The organism is Synechococcus sp. F70.1 (genome assembly GCF_047502745.1).
In the GTDB taxonomy this organism is placed as follows: domain Bacteria; phylum Cyanobacteriota; class Cyanobacteriia; order Thermostichales; family Thermostichaceae; genus Thermostichus.
Genome location: NZ_JANSJL010000087.1, coordinates 29585 through 50785, shown reverse-complemented (window position 1 = coordinate 50785; position 21201 = coordinate 29585). Strand labels below are relative to the sequence as shown.

The following is a 21201-nucleotide window of genomic DNA, read 5'->3' as shown; positions in this document are numbered from 1 at the left end:
CGGTGCTGAGGATCTCGACAGGCGTGGCCCTCATCCCTTGGCAGGTGGGAGAGCTGAAACCGGCACTGCAGGGGGCCTGCCCAGGCTATGGCCTCTCCCAGCACGATGGGGATGCCTTGTAAGGGCTGGGGCACGCTGCTCTACTCTCAGGCCGCTGGCCCATCTCCCCGTTGGGGGCAAAGCCAGGATAGGCTAGGACGGGATCCAGAGAACCTGCAATGTTAGCCATCCCTGGCAAGCTCAATGTAAAGGCAGGAGTGGTGATGCTGCTGGCAGCCATCGTCCTGGGCCTCATCCTCAGCCAAGTGCAGCCGTTGCCGCTGGCTCCGCCGGAGGCGTCAGGGATCCCTGCCCGGCCCCTCTCCTGGCAGGAGGTGCCCAAACAAAAGTACGCCTGGCACATTTGCTACGCCTTTTTGGGCAACATGGGGCTAGTCAACATTGGCGGCGGACTGGCCCTGGTGGCGCTGGGATCCCGCTTTACGGCTGGGCGACTGCTTTCCCAAATTCTCCTCTTGGGGGGAATGCTGCACCCTGCTTCTTGGGCCTTGGTGGCTCTGACGGGATTGGAGGGATGGAATTGGCTGGGCAATATTGGGGCAGCCGCCGTGGCGCTGGTCGTGGCAACCCTGTTTGTTCACCTGCTCTGGGCCACCTACTGCTCAGGGCAAGCCCTTCAACGGCAAACCCGATCCCGCCTCTCCCGCTAACTTTCCGGGCAGTTGGGAAAAGCTGAGAAGCTGTTTAAGATTGTTAGAGTCGTCCCTGTTAACACTCAACTAGGCTAGGCATGGCTATCAAAGAGGAGGTTTTCTTCGAAGGCGGTCCCCACATAGGCGATCTGGTGTTGAACTCCTTTATCGGCCTTACCATTGTTGGCTTGCCTCTATTTGTGGGGGCGCTGGTGCGCAGGCTGTGGGTTCACTACCGGATTACCAATCGCCGCATCACCGTTATTGGCGGCTGGGGGGGCAAGGAGCGCTCTGATGTCATTTACAAAGAAATTGCCAAGGTGGTAACGGTGCCACGGGGCCTGGGCACTTGGGGCGACATGGTGCTCACCCTTAAAGACGGCAGCCGCCTAGAGATGCGGGCAGTGCCGCGCTTCCGGGAGATCTACGCCTACATTAGCGAGCGGCTGGACGAAAAAGCCAGACAGGTCAGCGGGCCCATTGGCAAAAGGCCTCCCGCCGCCTCCTAACCATGCCTACTGAGGATCCCGCTTGGCCACAGCGCCTAGCGTTGGTGCATGAGTACCTCATCTGGCCGGGGGGCTCGGAAAAGGTTTTGCAGGAGCTGCTGGCCTTTGCCCCGCAAGCCCCTCTCTACGTCAGCCTCTTCTGGGCGCACACGCTGCCGCCGAGCTGGCAGGATCGGCCGATCTACACCTCATTTTTGCAAAGCTGGGCCAAGGGGCTAGGGGTGTTGCGCCGCAACTACCATGGGCGCCTTAAGTACCTCCTGCCCTGGATGCCCTTGGCCTATGAGAGCTTCGATTTCTCCGCCTATGACTGCGTCATCTCCAGCAGCCATGCTTTCGCCAAAGGGATCCTGACAGGGCCTTCCACCCTGCACCTAAGCTACATCCACAGCCCGCCCCGCTACCTCTGGGAGAACCGGGAGCTCTATCTTGAGCGAGAGGGGTTGACAGGGATCCGCCCCCTTGCCGCCCTCAGCCGGTGGCTGATGCACCACCTGCGCCAGTGGGATTTTGTAGCAGCCCAGCGACCAGATCTCTTGATTGCCAACTCGCAGCACATCCGCAGGCGCATTGCCAAGCTCTACCGCCGCGAGGCCGTGGTTATCTATCCGCCGGTGCCGCTCCAGGGGTTTGAGCCGGTGGCCGCTCCCACAGCCGATTACGACCTGGTGGTGGGCCGGCTGGTGCCCTACAAGCGGGTGGATTTGGCCATTGCTGCCTGCAAGCAACTGGGCCGCCGTCTGGTGGTGGTGGGGGAAGGGCCGGAGCTGCCACGGCTAAAGCAACTGGCAGGGCCACAGGTGGAGTTTTTGCCCCACCAGCCTCTAGAGCGTCTCCAGGAACTGCTGGCCCATTGCCGGCTGCTGCTGTTTCCCTGGGAGGAAGATTTTGGCCTGGTGGCAGTAGAGGCCCAAGCGTGTGGTCGACCTGTCGTTGCCCTCAACCGAGGGGGCACTCGCGAGACCGTCCGCCACGGCCAGACTGGGATCCTCATCCCTGAAGCCAGTGTGGAAGCCCTGGTGGAAGGGCTGCGCCAAGCGGATCGCCGGGAATGGGATCCGCAGCAGATTCGCGCCCATGCTCTGCAGTTTGCGCCGGAGCGGTTTCATGCCCAACTGGGATCCCTGCTGCGCTGGGCCTGGCCTCGTTTTCAAGCTGGGGAGCCGCTGGATCCAAGAGGCTGGAGCGCTCAGTAGAGCCGTCGCTGCACAAAAGTTGGCAACTCGATGCGGCTGCGCTCACCACCTTCTCCGCTGCCGCGGCCAGTGGCCAAGAGAGAGCGCTTCAGCAGCCTCTCTGTGCGATCCTCCCCTTCCTTGAGGGTAAGGGGTGGGATCCCGCCGACGGGCGTTCTCTCCCTGGGGGACTCACCGCTGGTGGAGACGGCGGCCACCTCCGGGGAGGGAGCAGGCTGGGCAGGGAGGGCTTGCAGCCGTTCCTGATGGCGCCAGCAATGCGCAGCCCCAGTTGGATGGCTCGACCTGAGCTCGACCCCTGCCCGGCTTGGAGCTGACTGGCGCAGGGCAGCCAGTTGCTCCTCCAGCTCCCGGTTGCGCTGCTGCAACAGAGCCACCTCCTTTTCTTGCGCCTGCGCGTGGGCTTGAATTTGCGCACACTTAGCTTGTAGGGCCGCCACCTGCTGCTGCAGCTTCTCAATCTCTTTTTGGCCGAGTAGATAGCGGGCCTCCGCCACCTCCCGCGCCCGCTGGGCTTCTTCCAGCTTTTCCTGCGCCGGTCGCTGGGCCAGCTCTTGGAGGAGGTGATCCCGCTCAGCCCGCAGGGTGTCCACCTCACGGGAGAGAGCCTGCACCTGCTCCTCCAGGGCAAGATCTCTACCGCTGCCGGGTTCAGCTGGCGGCTGTTCAGAGCGCAGAGCCTGTAGCTGGGCCTCCAGTTGGGCAATTTGCTGAGCCTGCTCTGCCTGTTGCTGCCGGCTCTGCTGCAGTTCTTCCAGCAAGCTAGCTCGCTCCGCCTTGGCAAAGGAGGCCTGCTGGCGCAGATGCTCCAACTGGCGAAGCTGTTGCCAGGCCTTGTTCAGCTCAGCCTCGAGGTGGGCTTTTTCGCTCTCTAGCTGCGTCTTCAGGCTTTGCCATTCTGCCTCGGCCTGGCGGTGGGCAGCTTCCAGCTCCGCCCGCTGGGTTTCCAACTCCCGCACCTGCGCCTGCAACTGCTCCTTTTCTTTCTCCAACTCCTGGATGCGGAGCTGGAATTGGGCTTGCAAAAGCTGCACCTGGGGCAACTTGGCGGCGTACTCCCCCAGCTGGTTGGCTTGCTGTTTTAGCTCCCAGAGCTCCTGCTGCAGTTGATAGAACCGAGCTGGCTCGATGCGCCGCTGCAATTCTGCCTTGAGGGTTTCGATTTCCGCTTGGCTGGTTTGCAACTGCTGCTGCAGGAGCTGGTAGTGCTCTAGGGTGGGGCGACGCTCCATCTCCCAGAGGAGATTTTGGAGCTCCTCAATGTGCTGCTGCTGTTGCTGAAAAGCTTCCAGGGTAGGACGTTGTTCCAGCCGAGCCTTCTCTTCTTGACACGCTTGCAACGCTCGCTCTTGATCCTGCAGTTGCCGTTCCAGGCGCTGGATGCACTCAATCTGCTGCAGCGACAGCGCCTCTGACTCGGCCACGGCCCGCTCCAAGTCACGCACGCGCGCCCGCAAAGTTTCTAGTTCCCCTTCCATAGCCGGGCTGCTCGAGAGGTTATGGGCCCTACTGTAGCAGATGCTGTGGGGGAAGATCCAGTGTAACCACCACATATAGCGTAAAAACTTTTGGGTTCTCGAGAACTGGCGCTAGAGATGTCCAGCTTGCCGCCTATACTGGGAGAGGGATTTTCAGGGGAAAGTCCAGTGGGATCCAAACTTTGGCAACTGACGTTGGCCCTGCTGGGAGTAGCCGTAGGGGGTTGCAGCAGCGCAGCTCTGGCTCCTAGCACCCCCTTGCCACCGCTAATCCTTAGCAGCGACATTCCTTCTGTAATCAGTCGAAGCGGATTTTTGGAGGTGGGGGTTGCGGTGTCAGTGCCAGGGCGGCTCCCGGCAGAGCTGGCGTTTCAGCTCTCGTGGTCCGGGATCGAGGTGCAAACCCTCTCGGCAGCCCAGGTAAACTGTGTTGCTGGCGAGGTATCCTGCACCACTCGCTTCCGGCTCCGCCCGCCTTCGAATCTAGCGCCCGGCTCGTACCTGCTCAGTTTGCGGGTCTTCGACCGGCTGGGACAAAGTACTGCTGTGAGCAAACCGGTGCTGCTGCGCGATTCCTAGGAGGGTCGGGACTGGCCTTTACTGCACTGCCTGGGCAAGGGCCTGGATCCCCGCCTGCAGGCGTTCGGCAATCTCATCTTCCAGCCGCAGGGTGCCGTCGGCCTCAAACTGAATCTGCGAGCTGAGGATGTAGATCCCTTTCAAAATGTGGGTTGCGCCCATCACAGCCAGCACTGGCTTCATGGCAAAGTCGATGGCCAGTAGGTGGGCCAGCGTTCCGCCAGTGGCGATGGGGAGAATCACTTTGCCGACAAAGGCATCCTGATCCAGTAAGTCCAGCAGCGCCTTGAACACGCCGGGATAGGAAGCCTTGTACACAGGAGCCGAGAGGACGATCCCAGCGGCTTGGGCCACCTTCTCTTGGATCTGCTTTAGGTGAGGGCTCTCAAAGTTAACCCGCACCAAGTCCTCCGCCGGCAAATCCCGCACCGAAGCAAACTCGCTGCTTAGCCCCAACTGGGATAGGATCCCGGCAACGTAGTGCAAAATTGCTTCCGACCGCGGCGGTGGGCCAGCAGACTCTCGAGGACCAGGGCTACCGGAGAGCAGAAGGATAGAGGGCATCGGCCAAAGGCAGAACGCTGCTTCTGTTGTACCAGGGATCCCGTCCAGAAAGTGCTAGTATAGTGCTTGGTGTTAACTGCGGGCGTAGTTCAGCGGTAGAACGCCAGCTTCCCAAGCTGGATGTCGTGAGTTCGAGTCTCATCGCCCGCTTCTTGAGAGCTACAAAGCTTTCCCCCTTTGCTCCTCCCCTGGGTCCGAGGCGGTGTTTGCTCAGGTAAAGACTCTGTCCTGCTGGCGCAAGCAGGATGAAAAGTCCGCCTTTTAGGGCGGATAAGTTTGCCCTGAGGCGCAGCCTTTTTTGCGGCAAGGGAGGAGAGCCTTTTCGGCGGGACAAGCTAAGGTGCTAGCATCCCACTGCTATGGGGAGAACGTTGAGGATGCTGGCCAAGCTCTTCCCTGCGGTAGCAGCTCTGTTCTGCCTAGGTCTAGCTCCAACCACCCTGGCCCAGACCTTCTCTGCCCAGCAGACGGTGCTCCTCAACAGCAAACAGAACAGCGCCACCGCTCTCCAAAGCAATGTCCTGCAAAACCTTGTCTTCGTCGTGCCCAATCCCCCAACGCGGCCCTTCGCTGGCAGGTGGGGTTGGCACAGCAGCCCCTTACCGCCCCCTGCTCCCATCACAATTCTAATTCTCAACTCCCAAGCCAACCTGTCCGCCGAGCAGGTCGAGTCCCAGAGCTGTGGCCAGCGCTGCCAGGGATCCCTGCGCCTGCCCTGAGGAAAAAGCTGACCAAGGTCTGCAGTCCGGCCCGCGGCAAGGCTCGGATCCGCTAGGGAGGGAGTTGATATAATTCAGGCCAATTGTTCACGGCGGAGCGGAATCTTGTTCTCCTTGGGGTGTGAGGGATGAGGAACCGTTCCAGGCAACTCGGGCTCCAGCTTACTGCCGCGCTCACTTGGGGGATGAGCCTGCTGGCGGGAACTACAGCTTGGGCGCAACCCCAGCCGGGCACCCTGGATCTGCACACCGATGGCACCACGCCCGCCCCACCCTCCCCCACCCCTACCCCCGCTGCCAGCGAGCCAGAAGTTTTGGTGGCAGAGGTGGTGGTTGAAGGAACCGATGACCCAGAGTTGATCGATCAGGTTTACAAAGTCATTCGCACCCGCGCCGGCGAGGTCTCCACTCGATCCCAGTTGCGGGAAGACATCAACGCCGTGTTTGCCACCGGTTTCTTTGCCGATGTGCGGGCTGTGCCCTCCGATACCCCCTTGGGAGTGCGGGTTACCTTTGAGGTCAAGCCCAACCCCGTCCTCAAAGCCGTGCGCACAGAAGGGACAAAAGTGTTGGATCTGGAGGTGCTCCGGAAGGCTTTTGCTGAGCAAGAAGGACGGGTGCTCAACTTTGGCAAACTGCAGGCGGCAGTGGAGGAGATCGAGCAATGGTACGCCGACAAAGGCTACGTGCTAGCCAAAGTTATTGATGTACGCACTTCCGAAGACGGCACCCTCACCCTGGAAATTGCTGAAGGGGAGATCGAGGACATTCGCGTGCAGGGCAACACCAAAACCCGCGACTTCATCATCACCCGTGAGCTCAAGACCAAGCCGGGGGATGTGTTTAACCGCAACCAGATCCAGGAAGATCTGCAGGCGGTTTTCAACCTCAACCTCTTTCAGGACGTGAATGTGGGCCTCAACCCTGGGCAGGATCCCAACAAAGTCGTGGTGGTGGTGAATGTGGAAGAGCGGCGCACCGGCACTTTGAGCGGGACCCTTGGCGTCAGCTCGGCCACAGGGGTCTTTGCCGGTCTTAGTGTCTCGGAAGAAAACTTGGGCGGCAACAACCAAAAGGCCAGCTTCAATGTGCAGGTGGGCACCAACGAAACTCTGTTTGACCTCAACTTCACCGACCCGCGCATTGCCACCCTGGAGATCCCCACCTCCTACAGTGTCAACATCTCCAACCAGCAGAGCTCCAGCTTTGTTTTCAACGAGGGATTGACTCTGCCCAACGGGGATCCCGTGCGCATCAACCGGCTGGGCGGCAGCATCACCTTCTCGCGCCCCCTTGGAGGCAATTGGCGGGCCAGCTTGGGTGCCCGCGTCCAATTTGTGGAAGCCCGCAACAGCAAAGGCGAGCAGGAGCGCTTTGATGTGGTGGGCAACCCGATTACCTTCAGCACAAGCGGCCAAGACAGCTATACCAGCCTGCGGTTGGGCCTCATCCACGACACTCGCGACAACCTCAACACCCCCAGCCAGGGATCCGTCTTTCGCCTCTTCACCGAGCAGTCGGTACGTCTGTTCCAGAACGGCCTGAACGCCAACCGCCTCGAGGCCAGCTACAGTCAGTTCATTCCCGTCAAGCTCTTTGAAACGCGCAGCGAGCGGCCGCAAGTGCTGGCTTTTGACGTGCGGGCGGGCACTACCCTTGGCGACTTGGCTCCCTACGACGCTTTCCCTATTGGCGGAGGCAACTCGGTGCGGGGATTTTTTGAGGGCGGCATCGGCTCCGGCCGCAGCTTTGCCACTGCGACGGCGGAATTGCGCTTTCCCCTTTTCGACCCGGTGGGGGTAGTGGTTTTTGCCGACTACGGCACCGATCTGGGCAGCGGCGCGGCGGTCATCGGCAATCCGGCGGCGGTGCGCAACAAGCCCGGCAGTGGCCTAGGGCTGGGGGCTGGTATCCGCATCCAATCTCCCCTGGGGCCGCTGCGGATCGACTACGCCGTTGGGCAAGGAGAGGCCGGCCGGGCTCAACTGCACTTTGGCATCGGGGAGAAGTTCTAGCTAAAGGCTTGCTATGGTGGGAGCAGCACTTGTGGGGAAAAATCCATGCGCGGCTCCTTACTCCTCTTGCTCTGCCTCAGCCTAGCCTTAGGTGGATGTAGCCAGTTGGCACGGCTAGGCCTTGGCATCACCCCCATTGCCCAGATTGAGCAGGATCCCTCCCGCTACGCCAATGTCTACGTCCGTGGCCGGGTGGTCAACCAGATAGGGGTGTTCGGCCAGGGTGTGTACGAGATCCAAGACCACAGCGGCTCCCTCTGGGTCCTCACGGACAAGGGGCTGCCAGCTATGAACAGCACGGTAACCGTGCGCGGCAAGGCCCAGGAAGGGATCCTGTTGGCAGGGCGCCGCTTTGGGGTGTCGCTGGTAGAAGTCGAGCGCTTCTAGCCGGCCCCGAGAGCTACCATGGAAACTCGGCCCGCCAAGGCTTTGGCAATCTGCTGGAGCGCCTGGGCTGAGGCAGACTTGGGCTGGTCAACAACAATAGGCTTGCCCGCATCTCCACCCTGGCGCAGAGCAATCTCCAACGGGATTCGTCCTAGCAGCGGAACCCCCAGCTCGCGGGCGGTGGTCTCTCCCCCTGCCGAGCCAAAGATATCGTACTGGCGATCCGGTAGGTCGGGGGGAATGAAGTAGCTCATGTTCTCCACAATGCCGAGGATGGGCACCCCCAGTTGCCGGAACATGTTCAAGCCCTTGCGGCTGTCGAGGAGGGCCACCGACTGGGGGGTGGTGACGATGACAGCGCCCGCTAGCGGCACCGCTTGGGCCAAAGTCAACTGGGCATCGCCAGTGCCGGGGGGCATGTCCACGAGGAGATAGTCCAACTCGCCCCACTGCACCTGGTAGAGAAACTGCCGGATGACGCCGTTGAGCATTGGCCCCCGCCAGATTACTGGCTGATCCCGTCCCACCAGGAGGCCCATCGACACCATCTTGACGCCGTAATTTTCTAGGGGAAGGATCTCTTCGCTGCCGTCTTCCCGTTTGCGCACCACCAGAGACCGATCCTGCAGCCCCAGCATCAGCGGCACATTGGGGCCGTAGATATCCGCATCCAGCAGCCCCACCTGCGCTCCGCTCTGGGCAAGGGCGACAGCTACATTGACCGCTACCGAGGTTTTGCCCACCCCTCCCTTGCCGCTGGAGATGGCGATGATGTTGCGCACGCCTGGGATGGGCTGCCGATTGGGCAGAGAGGGCGAGCGGGGGGTTTCTGCCGTAACGGTAACCTCGATGGTTTCAACGGGAGCCAGGCGGCGGATAGCAGCCTTGCACTCCTCGACGAGGAACTCCCGCAAGGGGCAGGCTGGCGTTGTCAGCACCAGAGTAAAGGCCACCCGCTCCGGCTCGACGCGGATATCCCGGATCATGTTCAGTTCCACCAGGCTGCGGCGTAGCTCCGGATCTTGAACCGGGCGCAAGGCTTCAAGGATAGCAGCAGCATCAAGGGTGGAGGTCGTCATGGGAGCTGAGGAGGTTGCTTCATATTCTTCACTCTAATCGGTTTTTCCAGCTCTTCTCGGCTAGCCCTCGGCCAACTGGCTGACCCAGGTCAGTTCTAGCTGTAGTCTGTTCTCGTGCCGGTATCTCAAGTTGTGAGGCTAGAAGGTATGGAAATCCGCCCTGCCAGGCCTGAAGATGCGCCCGCTTTGTTTAACCTCATCTGCGCCCTAGCCGAGTACGAGAAGCTGAGCCACTTGGTAACGGGATCCGCTGATCTATTGCGGCACCATTTGTTTGGCCCCGAAGCCTTTGCCTCGGCGTTGTTGGCAGAAGTGGAGGGGCAAGCGGTGGGGTTTGCTCTTTACTTTCGTCATTTTTCCACCTTCCTCACCCGGCCCGGCCTCTACCTGGAAGATCTGTTTGTGCTGCCCGAATTCCGCGGCAGGGGCATCGGCAAGGCGCTCTTGGCACGGGTGGCTCAGGAGGCGGTGGCCAAAGGATACGGGCGGCTGGAGTGGATGGTTTTGGACTGGAACCAGCCGGCAATGGAGTTCTATCGGCGCTTGGGTGCCAAACAGCACCCTGAGTGGATTCTCCACCGTCTCAGCGGCTCTGACCTGGAAGCGCTCGCCCAGGCAGCTGCGCCCCCTCTCCCTTCTGCTGGGGGATCAATTTACCGGATCCCTGAGTCCAAGGGAGGCCAAGACTTCTATACTTGCGGCTGAGCTGTTTGCGTCAGCGGTCTGAAGCCCTTGGTTAAACAGAACATGAGTTCACCCCAAACCCTCACCCCCCAAGGGGCCGAAATCCTCTGTGTTGGCACCGAGTTGCTTTTGGGAGAGATCGCCAACACCAACGCCCAATATCTGGCAGCCGAGCTGGCCAAGCTCGGGATCCCGCACTACTACCAAACGGTGGTGGGGGATAACGAAACCCGCATCCACCAGGCCCTGGAGGTGGCCTGCCAGCGCTCCAGCCTGCTGTTAATCACAGGAGGCCTGGGGCCAACCCCGGATGATCTGACCCATGCGGCGCTGGCTTCCTTTTTTGGAGTGGAGATGGTGGAGCACCCCCAGCTCTGGGAGGAGATTCTGCGAAAATACGGCCAGCGCGGCCTTGTGCCCTCGCCTAGCAACCGCAAGCAGGCTTTTCTGCCCCGGGGAGCCGCCATCCTGCCCAACCCCCTCGGCAGCGCCTGTGGCCTCATTTGGCAGCCCCGCCCCAACCTGCATGTTCTCACCTTTCCCGGCGTGCCGCAGGAGATGCAGCGCATGTGGCAGGAGACGGCTGTACCCTATTTGCGCTCCCTCGGCTGGGGCAAGGAGGTCTTCTACAGCCGCGTGCTGCGCTACTGGGGCATCCCCGAATCGACCTTGGCCGAGCGGGTGGCCCCCTGGCTGGCCGGGGAAAATCCCACGGTCGCTCCCTACGCCAGCCAAGGGGAGGTGCGCCTGCGAGTCACTGGACGCGCTCCCACGCGCGAGGCGGCGGAGGCCCTGATTGCTCCAGTGGTGGAGCAGATTTTGCAGATTTCTGGAGAAGACTACTTTGGCAGCGATGAGGCCACCTTGGCCAGCGTGGTGGGGGAGCTGCTCCTGCAGCGGCGGCAGACCCTGGCGGTAGCCGAATCCTGCACCGGCGGGCTACTGGGGCAGTTGGTAACCGGGATCCCAGGCAGCTCGCGCTATTTCCTGGGCGGCATCGTTGCCTACGACAACCGCTTCAAGGAGCAGCTTTTGCGGGTAGATCCCAAGACGCTGCAGCAGCATGGAGCAGTTAGTGAGCCGGTAGCTGCCCAGATGGCCCTGGGGGCCAAGCAGGTTTTTGGCTCCGACTGGGCCCTGAGCATTACTGGCATTGCCGGCCCGGAGGGGGGCACTGCTGCCAAGCCGGTTGGCTTGGTCTATCTGGGCTTAGCTTACCCGGAGGGGAAAGTGGAAGTGTTGGAGTACCGCTTGGGTAGCCTGCGCGGCCGAGAGGGCGTGCGCTGGTGGAGCGCCCAAGCGGCGCTGGACTGTCTGCGGCGGCGCTTGCTCCGCTACCCCCTTTCGGGGGGATCCCCAGAGCCTAAGCTAGAGGAGCAGGCAGATCTCGGAGCAGGCCGATGAACCCCGCGGAGGCGGGCAAGGAGGCCCTACGGCAGGGCCGCTTTCAAGAAGCTATCCAACTTCTTGAGGACTATTTGGCCCAGGTTCATCACGGGGGCCAGGGAGGGGGGATCCCAGCAAGTAGGCAAGTCCTGGAAGCCCAGATGAATTTGGTGCGGGCCTACCATCAGCTAGGCCAAGCAGAGAAGGCGCGGGCGCTTTGTCTAAAACTGCTGCAGCATCCGGATCCTCAGGCGCGAGACTGGGCCCAAAAAATCCTGTCCCGTCTGCCCCAAACGGCGGAAAAACCCGCTGCTTCCCCCTCCTCCAGCCGCCAACGGGCCAGTCAAGTAGGCTTAAGGATCCCCTTGCCGGCGGAGGCCGGTTCTCTAGGATGGGCCAAGTGGGGATCCCTGGCTGTGGGCCTCCTCTTCCTCTGGTGGCTGAGTTTTGGGCTGGTGGGCAGCCACCTGGATTTTGGGCGGCTGAGTTTTCCACGGCAGCTTTGGTTTTTGCAGGGGTTGCTGCCCTGGCTGCGCAACGGCTTACGCTGGCTGGTGGCTGGCAGCCTGGCGGTTAACTTTGGCGTAGGCCTGCTCTTTTTTGCCCCCTGGCTCCTGGATCACCTGCACCAGCGGCTGCACAAGTTGCGCTGGGCCAGCCTGGGAGAACTCGAGCGCCATAGCCCCGAGGCAGCTCGCCTGCTGCAGCGCCTCTGCGCCCAGAAGCACCTCAAACTGCCGCGCCTGGGGGTGATTCCAGAAGGGGGACCGCTGGCCTTTGTCTACGGCACTTTTCCCGATGGCGGCCGCATCGTGGTCACCCAGGCCCTCTTGCAGCGGCTTGCTCCCGATGAGATTGCCGCCGTCTACGCCCAGGCCCTGGGGCGGATCGTTAACGGCGACATCCTGCTCATGACCCTGCTAGGATCCCCCCTGCAGTTGGTTTACCTAACCCTGGAGCAAGTGAGCCACCTGGGGAGCCAACGGCGGGATCTCATTGGACACGTGGCTCCCCTGCTCTACCTGATCTACACGGTGCTTTCCTACCCCCTGTTTTTCCTCTCCCGCCTGGGCACCTACCACGCCGATCACTTCGCGGTCGAGGCCACGGGCAACCCCAACGGGCTAATGGCCGCTCTGCTCAAGTCGGCTGCTGGCCTGCAGGAGGCTCACAAAAACGACCGCCGCCCCTCCTCGCTGTTGCACTGCACCCGCCTCTTCAGCTTCCTGGACTTCAAAACTACCGCTGCCGCCAGTGCCGCTGTCCGCTTGCAGGATCCCGCCCAAGCCGGCCAGGTCTTCCGCTGGGAGCAGCTCAACCCCTGGGCCCGCTGGATGCAGCTGAATTCCAGCCATCCCCTGCTGGGACAGCGCTTTCAGGTTTTGGGGAAATACGCGCAGCGGCTGCGCCTTTTGCCTGAGCTAAGCCTAGTCAAGCCAAAGGAGGGAGGGGCTCCTCAAAAGGCTCGCTTCTGGGTTGACCTGGCCATCTACGCTGCCGAAGTGGTCGGCATGGTTATAGGCTGGCTGGTGGGGCTAATCCTCTACTTAGGGCTGCGAGATCGCCTCGATCCCAAGATCATTGCCGCGGCTGCGGTGGTGGGCTATGGGATGGGCCTGTGGGCCAAGGCAGGGCTCATGTACCGAGGACCTCTGTTGCCCCAGCCCACTGCGGTGCTCAGCTTGCTGGCCGATCCGGACGCGGATCCCTGCCGCAGTCAGCCGGTGGAGCTGGAAGGCGAGCTGCTGGGATTGGGACCAACTGGCTATCAACTGGGAGCAGAGCTCAAGCTCCAGGATGCCACCGGCCTGATCCCCCTGCGCTTCACCTCTCCCCTGGGACCGCTGGGCAATGTCTTTTCCGGCCTAAAGCCTCTCCGCGCCCTCATGGGCCGGCAGGTCAAGGTGGTGGGCTGGTTCCGCCGCGGCAACACTGCCTGGGTGGATTTGGCCTATGTCCAAACAGAAGCAGCTCGTCTCCACAGCCGTCCCCGCCTGTGGCTGCTGCTCCTTGGCCTGGGGTTTGTCCTCCTCGGCCTTTGGGGCGCTTTCTATTTCCCCAACTTACGCTTTTACCTCTAGCGGCGAGAGGGCACTAACTGGGCCTTGCGCAGTCGCACCGACTGGGGGGTGACCTCCACCAGCTCGTCCTCGCCAATGTATTCCAGGGCTCGCTCCAGAGTCATCTCCACCGGCGCCTGTAGCTGCACTAGCTCTTCTCCCGTTGAGGCGCGATGGTTGGTTAGGTGTTTGGTCTTGCAGACGTTTAGCTCCAGATCCTGGGGTCGGTTGTGCTCACCCACAATCATGCCCTTGTAAACGCGGGTGCCCGGCTTAATGAAGAACACGCCGCGGTCCTCCGCATTCTTCAGGGCATAGGTGGTGGCCACTCCCTCTTCAAAGGCAATGAGCACGCCGTTGCGGCGAGTCTCCAGCCCTGAGGTGAGAGGACGGTACTCCAAAAAGCTATGGCTCATGATCCCTTCGCCGCGGGTGATGCGGACAAACTCGCTGCGAAAGCCAATGAGCCCCCGCGCCGGGATGACGAACTCCAACTGGGCCCGACCGTCCGCGCCCACTCTCATGTTCTGCATCTCTCCCCGCCGCTCTCCCAGCCGTTCGATGCAGGCGCCCACTGCCGCTTCCGGCACATCCAACACCAAAAGCTCATAGGGCTCGTAGGGCTGGCCGTTGACTTCGCGGAAGATCACCTTCGGCTGGCCAACCTGGAACTCGTAGCCCTCCCGCCGCATGGTTTCCAGCAAAATGCCCAGGTGCAGTTCGCCTCGCCCCGACACCAAAAAGCAATCTGGGGACTCGGTCTCCTCCACCCGTAGCGCCACGTTGGTTTCCAGCTCCCGCATCAGGCGCTCCCGCAATTGCCGCGAAGTAACAAAGGTGCCCTCCTGGCCGGCAAAGGGAGAGTCGTTGACGCAGATCCTCATCTGCAGCGTCGGCTCGTCCACCTTGATCAGCGGCAGGGCCTGGGGGTTTTCGGGAGAGGTGAGGGTGTGGCCAATGTGGGCCTCGGCAAACCCCGCCACGGCCACAATATTGCCGGCAGTGGCTTCTGTTAGCTCAATGCGCTCCAGGCCTTGGAAGCCAAACAGCTTGGTTACCTTGCCCCTGACAATCGACCCGTCTTCTTTGACCACCGCCAACTGATCCCCAACCCGAATGGTGCCGTTGTGGATCTTGCCAATCACAATCCGGCCCAGGTATTCCGAGTGCTCCAGCGTCGTGACTTGCAGTTGCAGGGGCTTGGCGGGATCCCCCACTGGCGGCGGCACGTATTTGAGGATGGCCTCAAAGAGAGGCCTCATGTCGAGAGGGCCGCTGTAGTTGCCTGCAAGGAAAGCTTTGAGGTCAGCTTCTTCCAGGGCAAAACCCCGTAGTCCCGAGGCAAATAGGTAGGGGAAGTCGCACTGGTCTTCGTCAGCGCCTAGCTCCAGAAACAGATCCAACACTTTGTCGATGACCTTGTAGGGCTCGGCCTGAGGCCGATCAATTTTGTTGACCACCACGATTGGGCGCAAGCCCTTCTCCAAGGCCTTACGCAACACAAAGCGGGTCTGAGGCATCGGGCCCTCGTTGGCATCCACAATCAGCAGACAGCCTTCCACCATGCCCAGCACCCGCTCCACCTCCCCGCCAAAGTCGGCGTGGCCGGGAGTATCGACGATGTTGATCAGGGTTTCGCCATAGCGAACGGCGGTGTTCTTTGCCAGGATGGTGATGCCCCGCTCCCGCTCTAGGGCGTTGCAATCCAGCACGCAGGCGGGAATGTCTCCTTCCGCCCGCAGGGCTCCTGCCTGGCGCAACAGGGCATCCACGAGGGTGGTTTTGCCGTGGTCAACGTGGGCAATGATGGCAATGTTGCGGATAGGGATCGGCATAGCCCTCAATCCGTAGAAAAACTTACCCCCAGCCTTTCCTGGGGGTGCCTCTACAACTCTAGCGCAAAGAAGTGTTACATCGCAGAGAGAGTTGCCCTGCCAGCGCTACCGGGCAACCCTTGCCTCACATATCAGCCCCGCGCAGGTAAAGCACCAAAATGACCGCCGGCCCTGCCAAGACAATCAAGGCAAGCAGCGCCAACTGCACGAACACTTCGTATTGCCCGAACATAGCCCCAAATCCCGTAGCCTACTTGTGTATCCTAAGGTCCGCTGTTGCCTGAAGATGAGGGGACTGTTGCAATTCTTTAAAACCTAGCGCTCCTGCTGGGCCTGAAAGGGCATGGGATCGAGGTTAAAGAGTTCCTGCAGAATTTGCATCGCCTTCCGTCGGGCCTCGATGTCCCGTTTGGCCCGCAGTTGCACCATAGGGTCATGCAGGATCTTGTTGACGATGCCACGGGTGAGGGCGTCGATGACCTCCAGGTGCTTCTCGGCAAAGTCCTTGCCCAGCCGGGAGAGAGCTTTCTCCATCTCCTGCTCGCGGATAGACTCCACCTTGTGGCGCAGGCTGGAAATGGTGGGCACTGTTTCCAGAGAACGCCACCACTCCATGAACTGCTCCACCTCTTCTTCGATCAAGGCCTCGGCAGCCAGGGCCAGCTTTTGCCGTTGGGCGCGGTTTTCTTCCACGACGCGAGAGAGGTGATCTACGTTGAACAGCCGCACCCCTCTGAGCTTTTCTACCTCGGGCTCGATGTTGCGGGGCACGGAGATATCCACCAACAGCAGCGGCTGATCCGGCTGCAGCACTTCCACTAGTTGGGCGTAGGTAAGGATGGGCTGGGTGGCGCTGGTGCTGGTGAAGACCAGATTGGACTCCGCCACGCTGTTGAGCAACGACTCCCAAGGCAGGACTTGGATTGGTTGCTCAAATTGCTGGGCTAGCGCTTCTGCCCGCTCTAAGGAGCGGTTGACTAGGGTAATATCCACCGCTCCCTTGGCCAGAAGATGCTGCAGCAAGAGGCGGGCCATTCTCCCTGCTCCCACGACGGTAACCTTGCCCTGGGAAAGCGATCCCTGCTCTTGCAGGGCCAGCTCCACGGCTGCCGAGCTAATGGACATGGCGCCGGTGCCGATCCCCGTCTCCGCGCGGACGCGCTTGCCGGCAGTGATGGCTGCCTTGAAGAGGCGGTTGAGGATGCGATCCGTGCCGTTGCAAGCCTGGCCCAGTTGTTGAGCCTTTTTCACTTGCGACAAGATCTGCCCCTCTCCCAGCACCAAGCTCTCCAGCCCGGCCGCCACCCGCATCAAGTGGGTCACCGCATCTTGGTAGAGCAGGGTAAACAGGTGGGGACGCAGTTGGGGCAGGGGGATCCCCTTTGCCTCGGCCAAAAACTGCATCGTCTGCCGCACCCCGCTTTCGGTTTCTGGCGTAACGATGTAGACCTCCAGCCGGTTACAGGTGCTGAGGATTGCTGCTTCCTCAATGTGGGGGTAGGCACGGAGCTGCCGGATCCTCTCTCCCACCTCGGCCTCCCCAATGCTGAGGCGCTCCCGGATCTCCACAGGAGCTGTGCGATGGCTAAGACCGACAACCGCGATAAACATGCCTCTCCGTCGTCTATAGACCACTGATTGTTAAATCTCTAAACAAAGGCAAACCTTGCCCGAAACAAGAATAGCCTAGAGCCTAAGCAAAGCGTCTTACCTGTCTTGGCTGCAGCAAGCTTAGGTAACTTTTCTCAGACTACCTAAACCCTAAGACCAGTATCGGATCGGTTTTGCCAGATTTTGCTGAAGAGTTATTACGTTTTTTCGGGGTCGGCCTTGATAGATTTTTTAACGTTCTCCCAAGCAGAAGGGCGACCTTCCCCAGGGAAAGCCGCCCTCGTCACTGGGAAGAGCTAGGAGGGGATCCGTCAGCGCAGTTGCAGGGCGGGGGGCTGCTGGCCCTCCTTCAGGTGGATGGTGTCCACAAAGCGCACGGTGCGGGATTGGCTAGAAATCACCAGCGTTTCCGTACGCGCTCCACCTCCGAAGAAGCGCACTCCCCGTACCAGATCCCCATCGGTGATGCCGGTGGCCGCAAAGAGCAGCTCTTTGCCGCTGGCTAGCTCCTCACACTCCCATACCTTATCGGGATCCTCAATGCCCTTTTCTTTCAGTTCTCGCCGAGTCTCTTCTACCGGTGGCAGGTAGGTGCCCGCCTGCACCACTTCGGGATCGTAGATGAGCCGCCCTTGGAAGTGAGCGCCCAGACAGCGCAGCGCCGCTGCCGAGATCACTCCCTCGGGAGCCGCTCCAATCCCCATCAGGGCATGGATACCTGTGCCGCTGAACGCCACTGCCAGAGCTGCCGAGAGGTCGCCGTCGGTAATTAGCTTCACCCGCGCCCCTGCCTCGCGGATTTGGCGGATGAGATCGGTGTGGCGCTTGCGATCCATGACCACTACCGTTAGGTCCGCCACTTCCCGACCCAGGCTTTCGGCGATGATCTTGAGGTTCTTTTCTGGCGGATAGTCCAGGTGAACCTTGCCCTTGGCCTGGGGCGGGGCCGCTAGTTTTTGCATGTAGATGTCCGGGGCGTTGAGAAGGCCGCCTTTCTCGGAGATGGCTAGCACCGCCATGGATCCGTTCTGGCCTTTGGCTACCAGGTTGGTGCCCTCGCAGGGATCCACAGCAATATCGATCTCCACCAGCTCTTCCACGCGACAGAACTGCTCGGCGTCGGGACGGGTGCAGATCCCCACTTCCTCCCCGATGTAGAGCATGGGGGCCTCGTCGCGGGTTCCCTCCCCAATGACGATTCGACCGCGCATGGGGATCTGGTTGAGTTTCTCCCGCATGGCTTCTACGGCTGCTTGGTCAGCGGCCTTGTTGTCCCCCTTGCCCATCCAGCGGGCGGCAGCAATGGCAGCCTGTTCCACCACTTCGATGATCTCGAGCCCCAACTTGTTGTCCACGGTATGCCCCCCTCGGAACGATGAAGGCCAACTTCAGTAAGGATCTCTTCAAACTCTCTCCCAGTTTACCAGGGCAGGCTTCTTCTCGAGATCTTTATCCCCACCTTGAATAACCTGAGAGAACAAATTGCCAAAAGTTAAGCGCAAAGAGCGATCCCCGTCCCAGCCGCTGGCTATTGTCGGCTGGGGATCAAGGATGATAGCCTGTCCTAAAGGCAATAAGTTTTTCTTAAGGGAATTAAAAAACAGCAATGAAAAGATACGTTTATGTCAACCGCTCTGGCCGGGTTCAGGTAATCCGGACGATCCCTGGCCACTGGGAGCGCACCCTCTTCCCGGGCCAGTATGCCACTTTCGAGGCAGAACCCGACGACTACCTAGAAGTCTATAGCTGCTGCTGCGCCACTACCATCTTGGAAGAGCGCCGCCCCTGCCGCTGGCTGCTGGATTCTTCCCTTCCTGAAGTAGAAGCCCATCCTTGGCTGCCCCCCCATTTGGATACCTTGGCAGATGCTGTAAATGGGTGAGGGACAAGAGGTTGTCGGGTCAGTTTAGCTTGCCTAACCCGCAAGACAAACTCATTATGAGTATGGTATGTTGATTTTAGTTTACATTTGCACCTTACCGGAAGGAGGGTCGACCTCATGTCTCAGCAAGGATGTCTGCGGGTGGGGCAGCTAGCTCCCGATTTTTCGGCCACGGCCGTTTACGACATGGAATTCAAGACGGTGAGGCTCTCTGACTACAGGGGCAAGAAGTATGTGGTGCTGCTCTTTTACCCCTTGGACTTTACCTTTGTCTGCCCGACCGAGATCACGGCTTTCAGCGATCGCTACGACGAGTTTGCCAAGTTGGACACGGAGATCCTCGGCATCTCGGTGGATAGCGAGTACTCTCACCTGGCCTGGATGCAAACCGACCGCAAAGCTGGCGGGGTGGGCGAGCTGAGGTATCCGCTGGTCTCCGACCTGAAGAAAGAGATCAGCGCTGCCTACAATGTCCTGGATCCGGCAACAGGGGTGGCGCTGCGCGGCCTGTTTATCATCGACAAGGAAGGGATCCTTCAGCACGCCACCATCAACAACCTGGCCTTTGGCCGCAGCGTGGATGAGACCCTGCGCACCCTGCAGGCTATCCAGTATGTCCAATCCCACCCCGATGAAGTTTGCCCAGCCAACTGGCAGCCCGGCCAGAGAACCCTAAAGCCCGACCCGGTCAAATCCAAGGAGTTCTTCGCGGCAGTTGCCAAGTAGACCAGGAATGCCAGACCTTGCAGCTCCGGCTCCAAGTGAGCTGGAGCTTTTTTAAAGAGGTGCAGACAGACAAAAGGGATCCCCTGAGCCTGGCAGGGGATCGGACAAGACCAAGACTGCCCAATTAGTCCCAGGGCTTGCCGTCGGTGAACTTGTAGGTAACGGGCTCGCGGTTTTTGCCGATGCTGTGATCTACCTTGCCGACGGGCTGGCGACCCTCGTTAACTTTTTCAGGGAAGACGCCATCTTTGGGATGCACCAGCTCCGGCTGTCCCCCTGCCGGAATGCGGAAGATCTGGTAGTCGTTGATCTTGTATTCAGATCTCAGCTGGGCCCCGAGAGCCAGGCACTGCTCCTTGCGGGCGAAGGTGAGGTAGTTCTTACCCTCCACCATCTCAGCAGCCCCGCCCGTGGGCATCTCAAACACCTGCCCTGGCTTGCCAGTCCAGGTGATGACGTATTTCTCTTCGGTCTCGGCTGCGCTCAACAGCCCTCCGGTAGATCCCCCGAAGAGGGGGAGCTTAGCGCCCTGCCGGGGATCGCCTTCCATCACAGCCATAGCCTCCCTTCTCGTTGTAGTTAGCGTTGTTTGGGCCGCGCTTGGGATAGCGCGCAGCACTTTGAATCTACCACTGACTTGATCTTTGACCTCAGAGCCGGCCAGGAACTGTAATTTTTCGTAGCAGAGCTAGCTTCGCTGAAGATAATTAGCTCTCCTAGGCCAGCTCCAGAAAAGCTCCCATGCGGCGAAACTTTTGGTAACGCTCTTCCCGCAACTCCCGCCCGCTCAGCCTGGAAAGTTCCTTGAGGTGTCTTAGGAGAGCCTCTTTGAGAGTTTGGGCAGCTTCCAAAGGGGCGCGGTGGGCACCCCCCACTGGCTCTGGCAGGATCTCGTCAATGACCTCCAGTTGCAGCAGATCTTGGGCAGTAATGCGCAGGGCTGCTGCCGCCTGGGGTGCTTTTTTGGCATCTTTCCAAAGGATGGCTGCACAGCCCTCTGGTGAGATTACCGAATAGACGGCGTGTTCAAACATCAGAATGCGATTGCCCACCCCAATGGCCAAGGCCCCCCCGGATCCCCCTTCGCCAATCACCGTACAGATAATGGGGATCTCCAGCTGAAACAGCGTCCGCAAGTTGGTGGCAATGGCCTCCCCCTGGCCCTCAGCCTCGGCCTTAACTCCTGGGTAGGCCCCTGGCGTGTCGATAAAGGTCAAAAGGGGCAGACCAAAGCGGTGGGCATGCTCCATGAGCCGCAGGGCTTTGCGGTAGCCAGCAGGGTTGGGCATGCCGAAGTTGCGGTGGATGTTGTCTTTGGTGTCGCGGCCCTTTTGGTGGCCGAGGATCATCACCGGCTGATCCTCCAGCTTGGCTAGGCCGCCGACAATGGCCGGATCGTCCTGGCCGTGGCGATCCCCGTGCAGCTCAAACCAATCGTCGCAGATGGTCTGCACATAGTCCAAGGTGGTAGGGCGACGGGGATGGCGGGCCACCTGCAGCCGCTCGACAGGTGTGAGCTGCCTGAAAATCTCGCGGCGCAGCTCTTCGGCTTTGGCCTCCAGTTGGCGAATCTGCTCAGAAGCATCAATGTCGTTTTCTTCAGCCAAGGCCCGAATCTCCTGGATGCGCTGCTCGAGAGCGGCAACAGGCTGCTCAAACTCCAGCAGCAAGCGGTCGCTAGACTTGCTCATACCGTGTTGGCTAAACCTCGGGAGTCTGCTCAGAGATGGGGAGGTCAGGCTTTGATCTTCTCACATGCAGATCGGGTAGGCTAGAGGGAGTTACCCTGGGGGATCCTT

At 60.5% G+C, this 21201-nt stretch carries 21 protein-coding genes and 1 tRNA gene; 13 read left to right on the top strand and 9 right to left on the bottom strand.

What is annotated here, in order from left to right; all coding sequences use genetic code 11:
* The first annotated feature begins 218 nt into the window (after window positions 1-218).
* From NW860_RS08965 to NW860_RS08955, 3 genes are all read left to right on the top strand, one after another.
* A complete protein-coding gene (locus NW860_RS08965; protein WP_414405550.1) occupies window positions 219-710 on the top strand; it encodes a hypothetical protein in 492 nt (163 codons plus the stop codon).
* An 80-nt stretch (window positions 711-790) separates the two neighbouring features.
* Entirely contained in the window at window positions 791-1201 is a 411-nt protein-coding gene (locus tag NW860_RS08960) for a PH domain-containing protein (RefSeq protein WP_414513704.1), read from the top strand.
* Window positions 1202-1203: 2 nt separating this feature from the next.
* The gene (locus tag NW860_RS08955; protein ID WP_414513702.1) at window positions 1204-2397 is read left to right on the top strand and encodes a glycosyltransferase; all 1194 of its coding nucleotides are present in this window, start codon (window positions 1204-1206) and stop codon (window positions 2395-2397) included.
* On the opposite strand, the gene NW860_RS08950 is transcribed toward NW860_RS08955, so the two are convergent.
* On the bottom strand, window positions 2391-3875 hold the full coding sequence (locus tag NW860_RS08950) for a hypothetical protein (protein WP_414393535.1): 1485 nt from the start codon (window positions 3873-3875) through the stop codon (window positions 2391-2393). The two genes, NW860_RS08955 and NW860_RS08950, sit on opposite strands and share 7 nt — an antisense overlap.
* A gap of 168 nt (window positions 3876-4043) precedes the next feature.
* On the opposite strand from NW860_RS08950, the gene NW860_RS08945 reads away from it, so the two are divergent.
* On the top strand, window positions 4044-4454 hold the full coding sequence (locus NW860_RS08945; RefSeq protein WP_414393537.1) for a hypothetical protein: 411 nt from the start codon (window positions 4044-4046) through the stop codon (window positions 4452-4454).
* 18 nt (window positions 4455-4472) lie between these two features.
* Here the strand turns inward: NW860_RS08945 and ssuE are convergent, their stop codons facing one another.
* Window positions 4473-5018, bottom strand: coding sequence for an NADPH-dependent FMN reductase (ssuE, locus tag NW860_RS08940; RefSeq protein ID WP_414393539.1), 546 nt, complete (start codon window positions 5016-5018; stop codon window positions 4473-4475).
* Between the two features lie 78 nt (window positions 5019-5096).
* On the opposite strand from ssuE, the gene NW860_RS08935 reads away from it, so the two are divergent.
* From NW860_RS08935 to NW860_RS08920, 4 genes are all read left to right on the top strand, one after another.
* Window positions 5097-5168: transfer RNA gene (locus tag NW860_RS08935), tRNA-Gly, on the top strand.
* A 227-nt stretch (window positions 5169-5395) separates the two neighbouring features.
* Window positions 5396-5737, top strand: a complete 342-nt coding sequence (locus tag NW860_RS08930; protein WP_414513699.1) for a hypothetical protein — start codon at window positions 5396-5398, stop codon at window positions 5735-5737.
* 185 nt (window positions 5738-5922) lie between these two features.
* Window positions 5923-7752 carry a BamA/TamA family outer membrane protein gene (locus NW860_RS08925; protein WP_414513697.1) on the top strand — a complete coding sequence of 610 codons (1830 nt, stop codon included), beginning with the start codon at window positions 5923-5925 and terminating at the stop codon, window positions 7750-7752.
* A 45-nt stretch (window positions 7753-7797) separates the two neighbouring features.
* Window positions 7798-8139: a hypothetical protein gene (locus tag NW860_RS08920; protein ID WP_414513695.1), complete on the top strand. Its 342-nt coding sequence runs from the start codon at window positions 7798-7800 to the stop codon at window positions 8137-8139.
* Here NW860_RS08920 and NW860_RS08915 read toward each other — a convergent pair.
* The gene (locus NW860_RS08915; RefSeq protein ID WP_414513694.1) at window positions 8136-9218 is read right to left on the bottom strand and encodes an Mrp/NBP35 family ATP-binding protein; all 1083 of its coding nucleotides are present in this window, start codon (window positions 9216-9218) and stop codon (window positions 8136-8138) included. The two genes, NW860_RS08920 and NW860_RS08915, sit on opposite strands and share 4 nt — an antisense overlap.
* Before the next feature lie 147 nt (window positions 9219-9365).
* Between NW860_RS08915 and NW860_RS08910 the strand changes: the two genes are divergently transcribed.
* From NW860_RS08910 to NW860_RS08900, 3 genes are read left to right on the top strand one after another with little or no spacing between them, the layout of a single operon-like run.
* A complete protein-coding gene (locus tag NW860_RS08910; protein WP_414405558.1) occupies window positions 9366-9923 on the top strand; it encodes an N-acetyltransferase family protein in 558 nt (185 codons plus the stop codon).
* 42 nt (window positions 9924-9965) lie between these two features.
* The gene (locus NW860_RS08905) at window positions 9966-11306 is read left to right on the top strand and encodes a competence/damage-inducible protein A (RefSeq protein ID WP_414405559.1); all 1341 of its coding nucleotides are present in this window, start codon (window positions 9966-9968) and stop codon (window positions 11304-11306) included.
* On the top strand, window positions 11303-13369 hold the full coding sequence (locus tag NW860_RS08900) for a M48 family metalloprotease (protein ID WP_414513691.1): 2067 nt from the start codon (window positions 11303-11305) through the stop codon (window positions 13367-13369). Before NW860_RS08905 ends, NW860_RS08900 begins: the two co-directional genes overlap by 4 nt.
* On the opposite strand, the gene typA is transcribed toward NW860_RS08900, so the two are convergent.
* The 4 genes from typA to glpX form a co-directional block, all read right to left on the bottom strand.
* Window positions 13366-15183 (bottom strand): translational GTPase TypA, encoded by a 1818-nt coding sequence (typA, locus tag NW860_RS08895; protein WP_414513689.1) that lies wholly within the window; start codon window positions 15181-15183, stop codon window positions 13366-13368. The genes NW860_RS08900 and typA overlap by 4 nt on opposite strands.
* Before the next feature lie 124 nt (window positions 15184-15307).
* Complete coding sequence (psb30, locus tag NW860_RS08890; protein WP_099812430.1) at window positions 15308-15415, bottom strand: photosystem II reaction center protein Ycf12/Psb30; 108 nt, start codon at window positions 15413-15415, stop codon at window positions 15308-15310.
* An 83-nt stretch (window positions 15416-15498) separates the two neighbouring features.
* On the bottom strand, window positions 15499-16794 hold the full coding sequence (locus NW860_RS08885) for a glutamyl-tRNA reductase (RefSeq protein WP_414393556.1): 1296 nt from the start codon (window positions 16792-16794) through the stop codon (window positions 15499-15501).
* Between the two features lie 311 nt (window positions 16795-17105).
* Window positions 17106-18149: a class II fructose-bisphosphatase gene (gene glpX, locus NW860_RS08880; protein WP_414393558.1), complete on the bottom strand. Its 1044-nt coding sequence runs from the start codon at window positions 18147-18149 to the stop codon at window positions 17106-17108.
* 251 nt (window positions 18150-18400) lie between these two features.
* Here glpX and NW860_RS08875 point away from each other — a divergent pair, with 251 nt between their 5' ends.
* Together NW860_RS08875 and NW860_RS08870 are read left to right on the top strand one after the other, a co-directional pair.
* Entirely contained in the window at window positions 18401-18676 is a 276-nt protein-coding gene (locus NW860_RS08875) for a DUF1830 domain-containing protein (RefSeq protein WP_414411183.1), read from the top strand.
* 117 nt (window positions 18677-18793) lie between these two features.
* Window positions 18794-19402, top strand: coding sequence for a peroxiredoxin (locus NW860_RS08870; protein WP_414393562.1), 609 nt, complete (start codon window positions 18794-18796; stop codon window positions 19400-19402).
* A gap of 124 nt (window positions 19403-19526) precedes the next feature.
* Here the strand turns inward: NW860_RS08870 and NW860_RS08865 are convergent, their stop codons facing one another.
* Complete coding sequence (locus NW860_RS08865) at window positions 19527-19961, bottom strand: photosystem I reaction center subunit II PsaD (RefSeq protein WP_414393564.1); 435 nt, start codon at window positions 19959-19961, stop codon at window positions 19527-19529.
* Window positions 19962-20118: 157 nt separating this feature from the next.
* Window positions 20119-21093 (bottom strand): acetyl-CoA carboxylase carboxyltransferase subunit alpha, encoded by a 975-nt coding sequence (locus tag NW860_RS08860; protein ID WP_414393565.1) that lies wholly within the window; start codon window positions 21091-21093, stop codon window positions 20119-20121.
* Window positions 21094-21201: the final 108 nt, after the last annotated feature.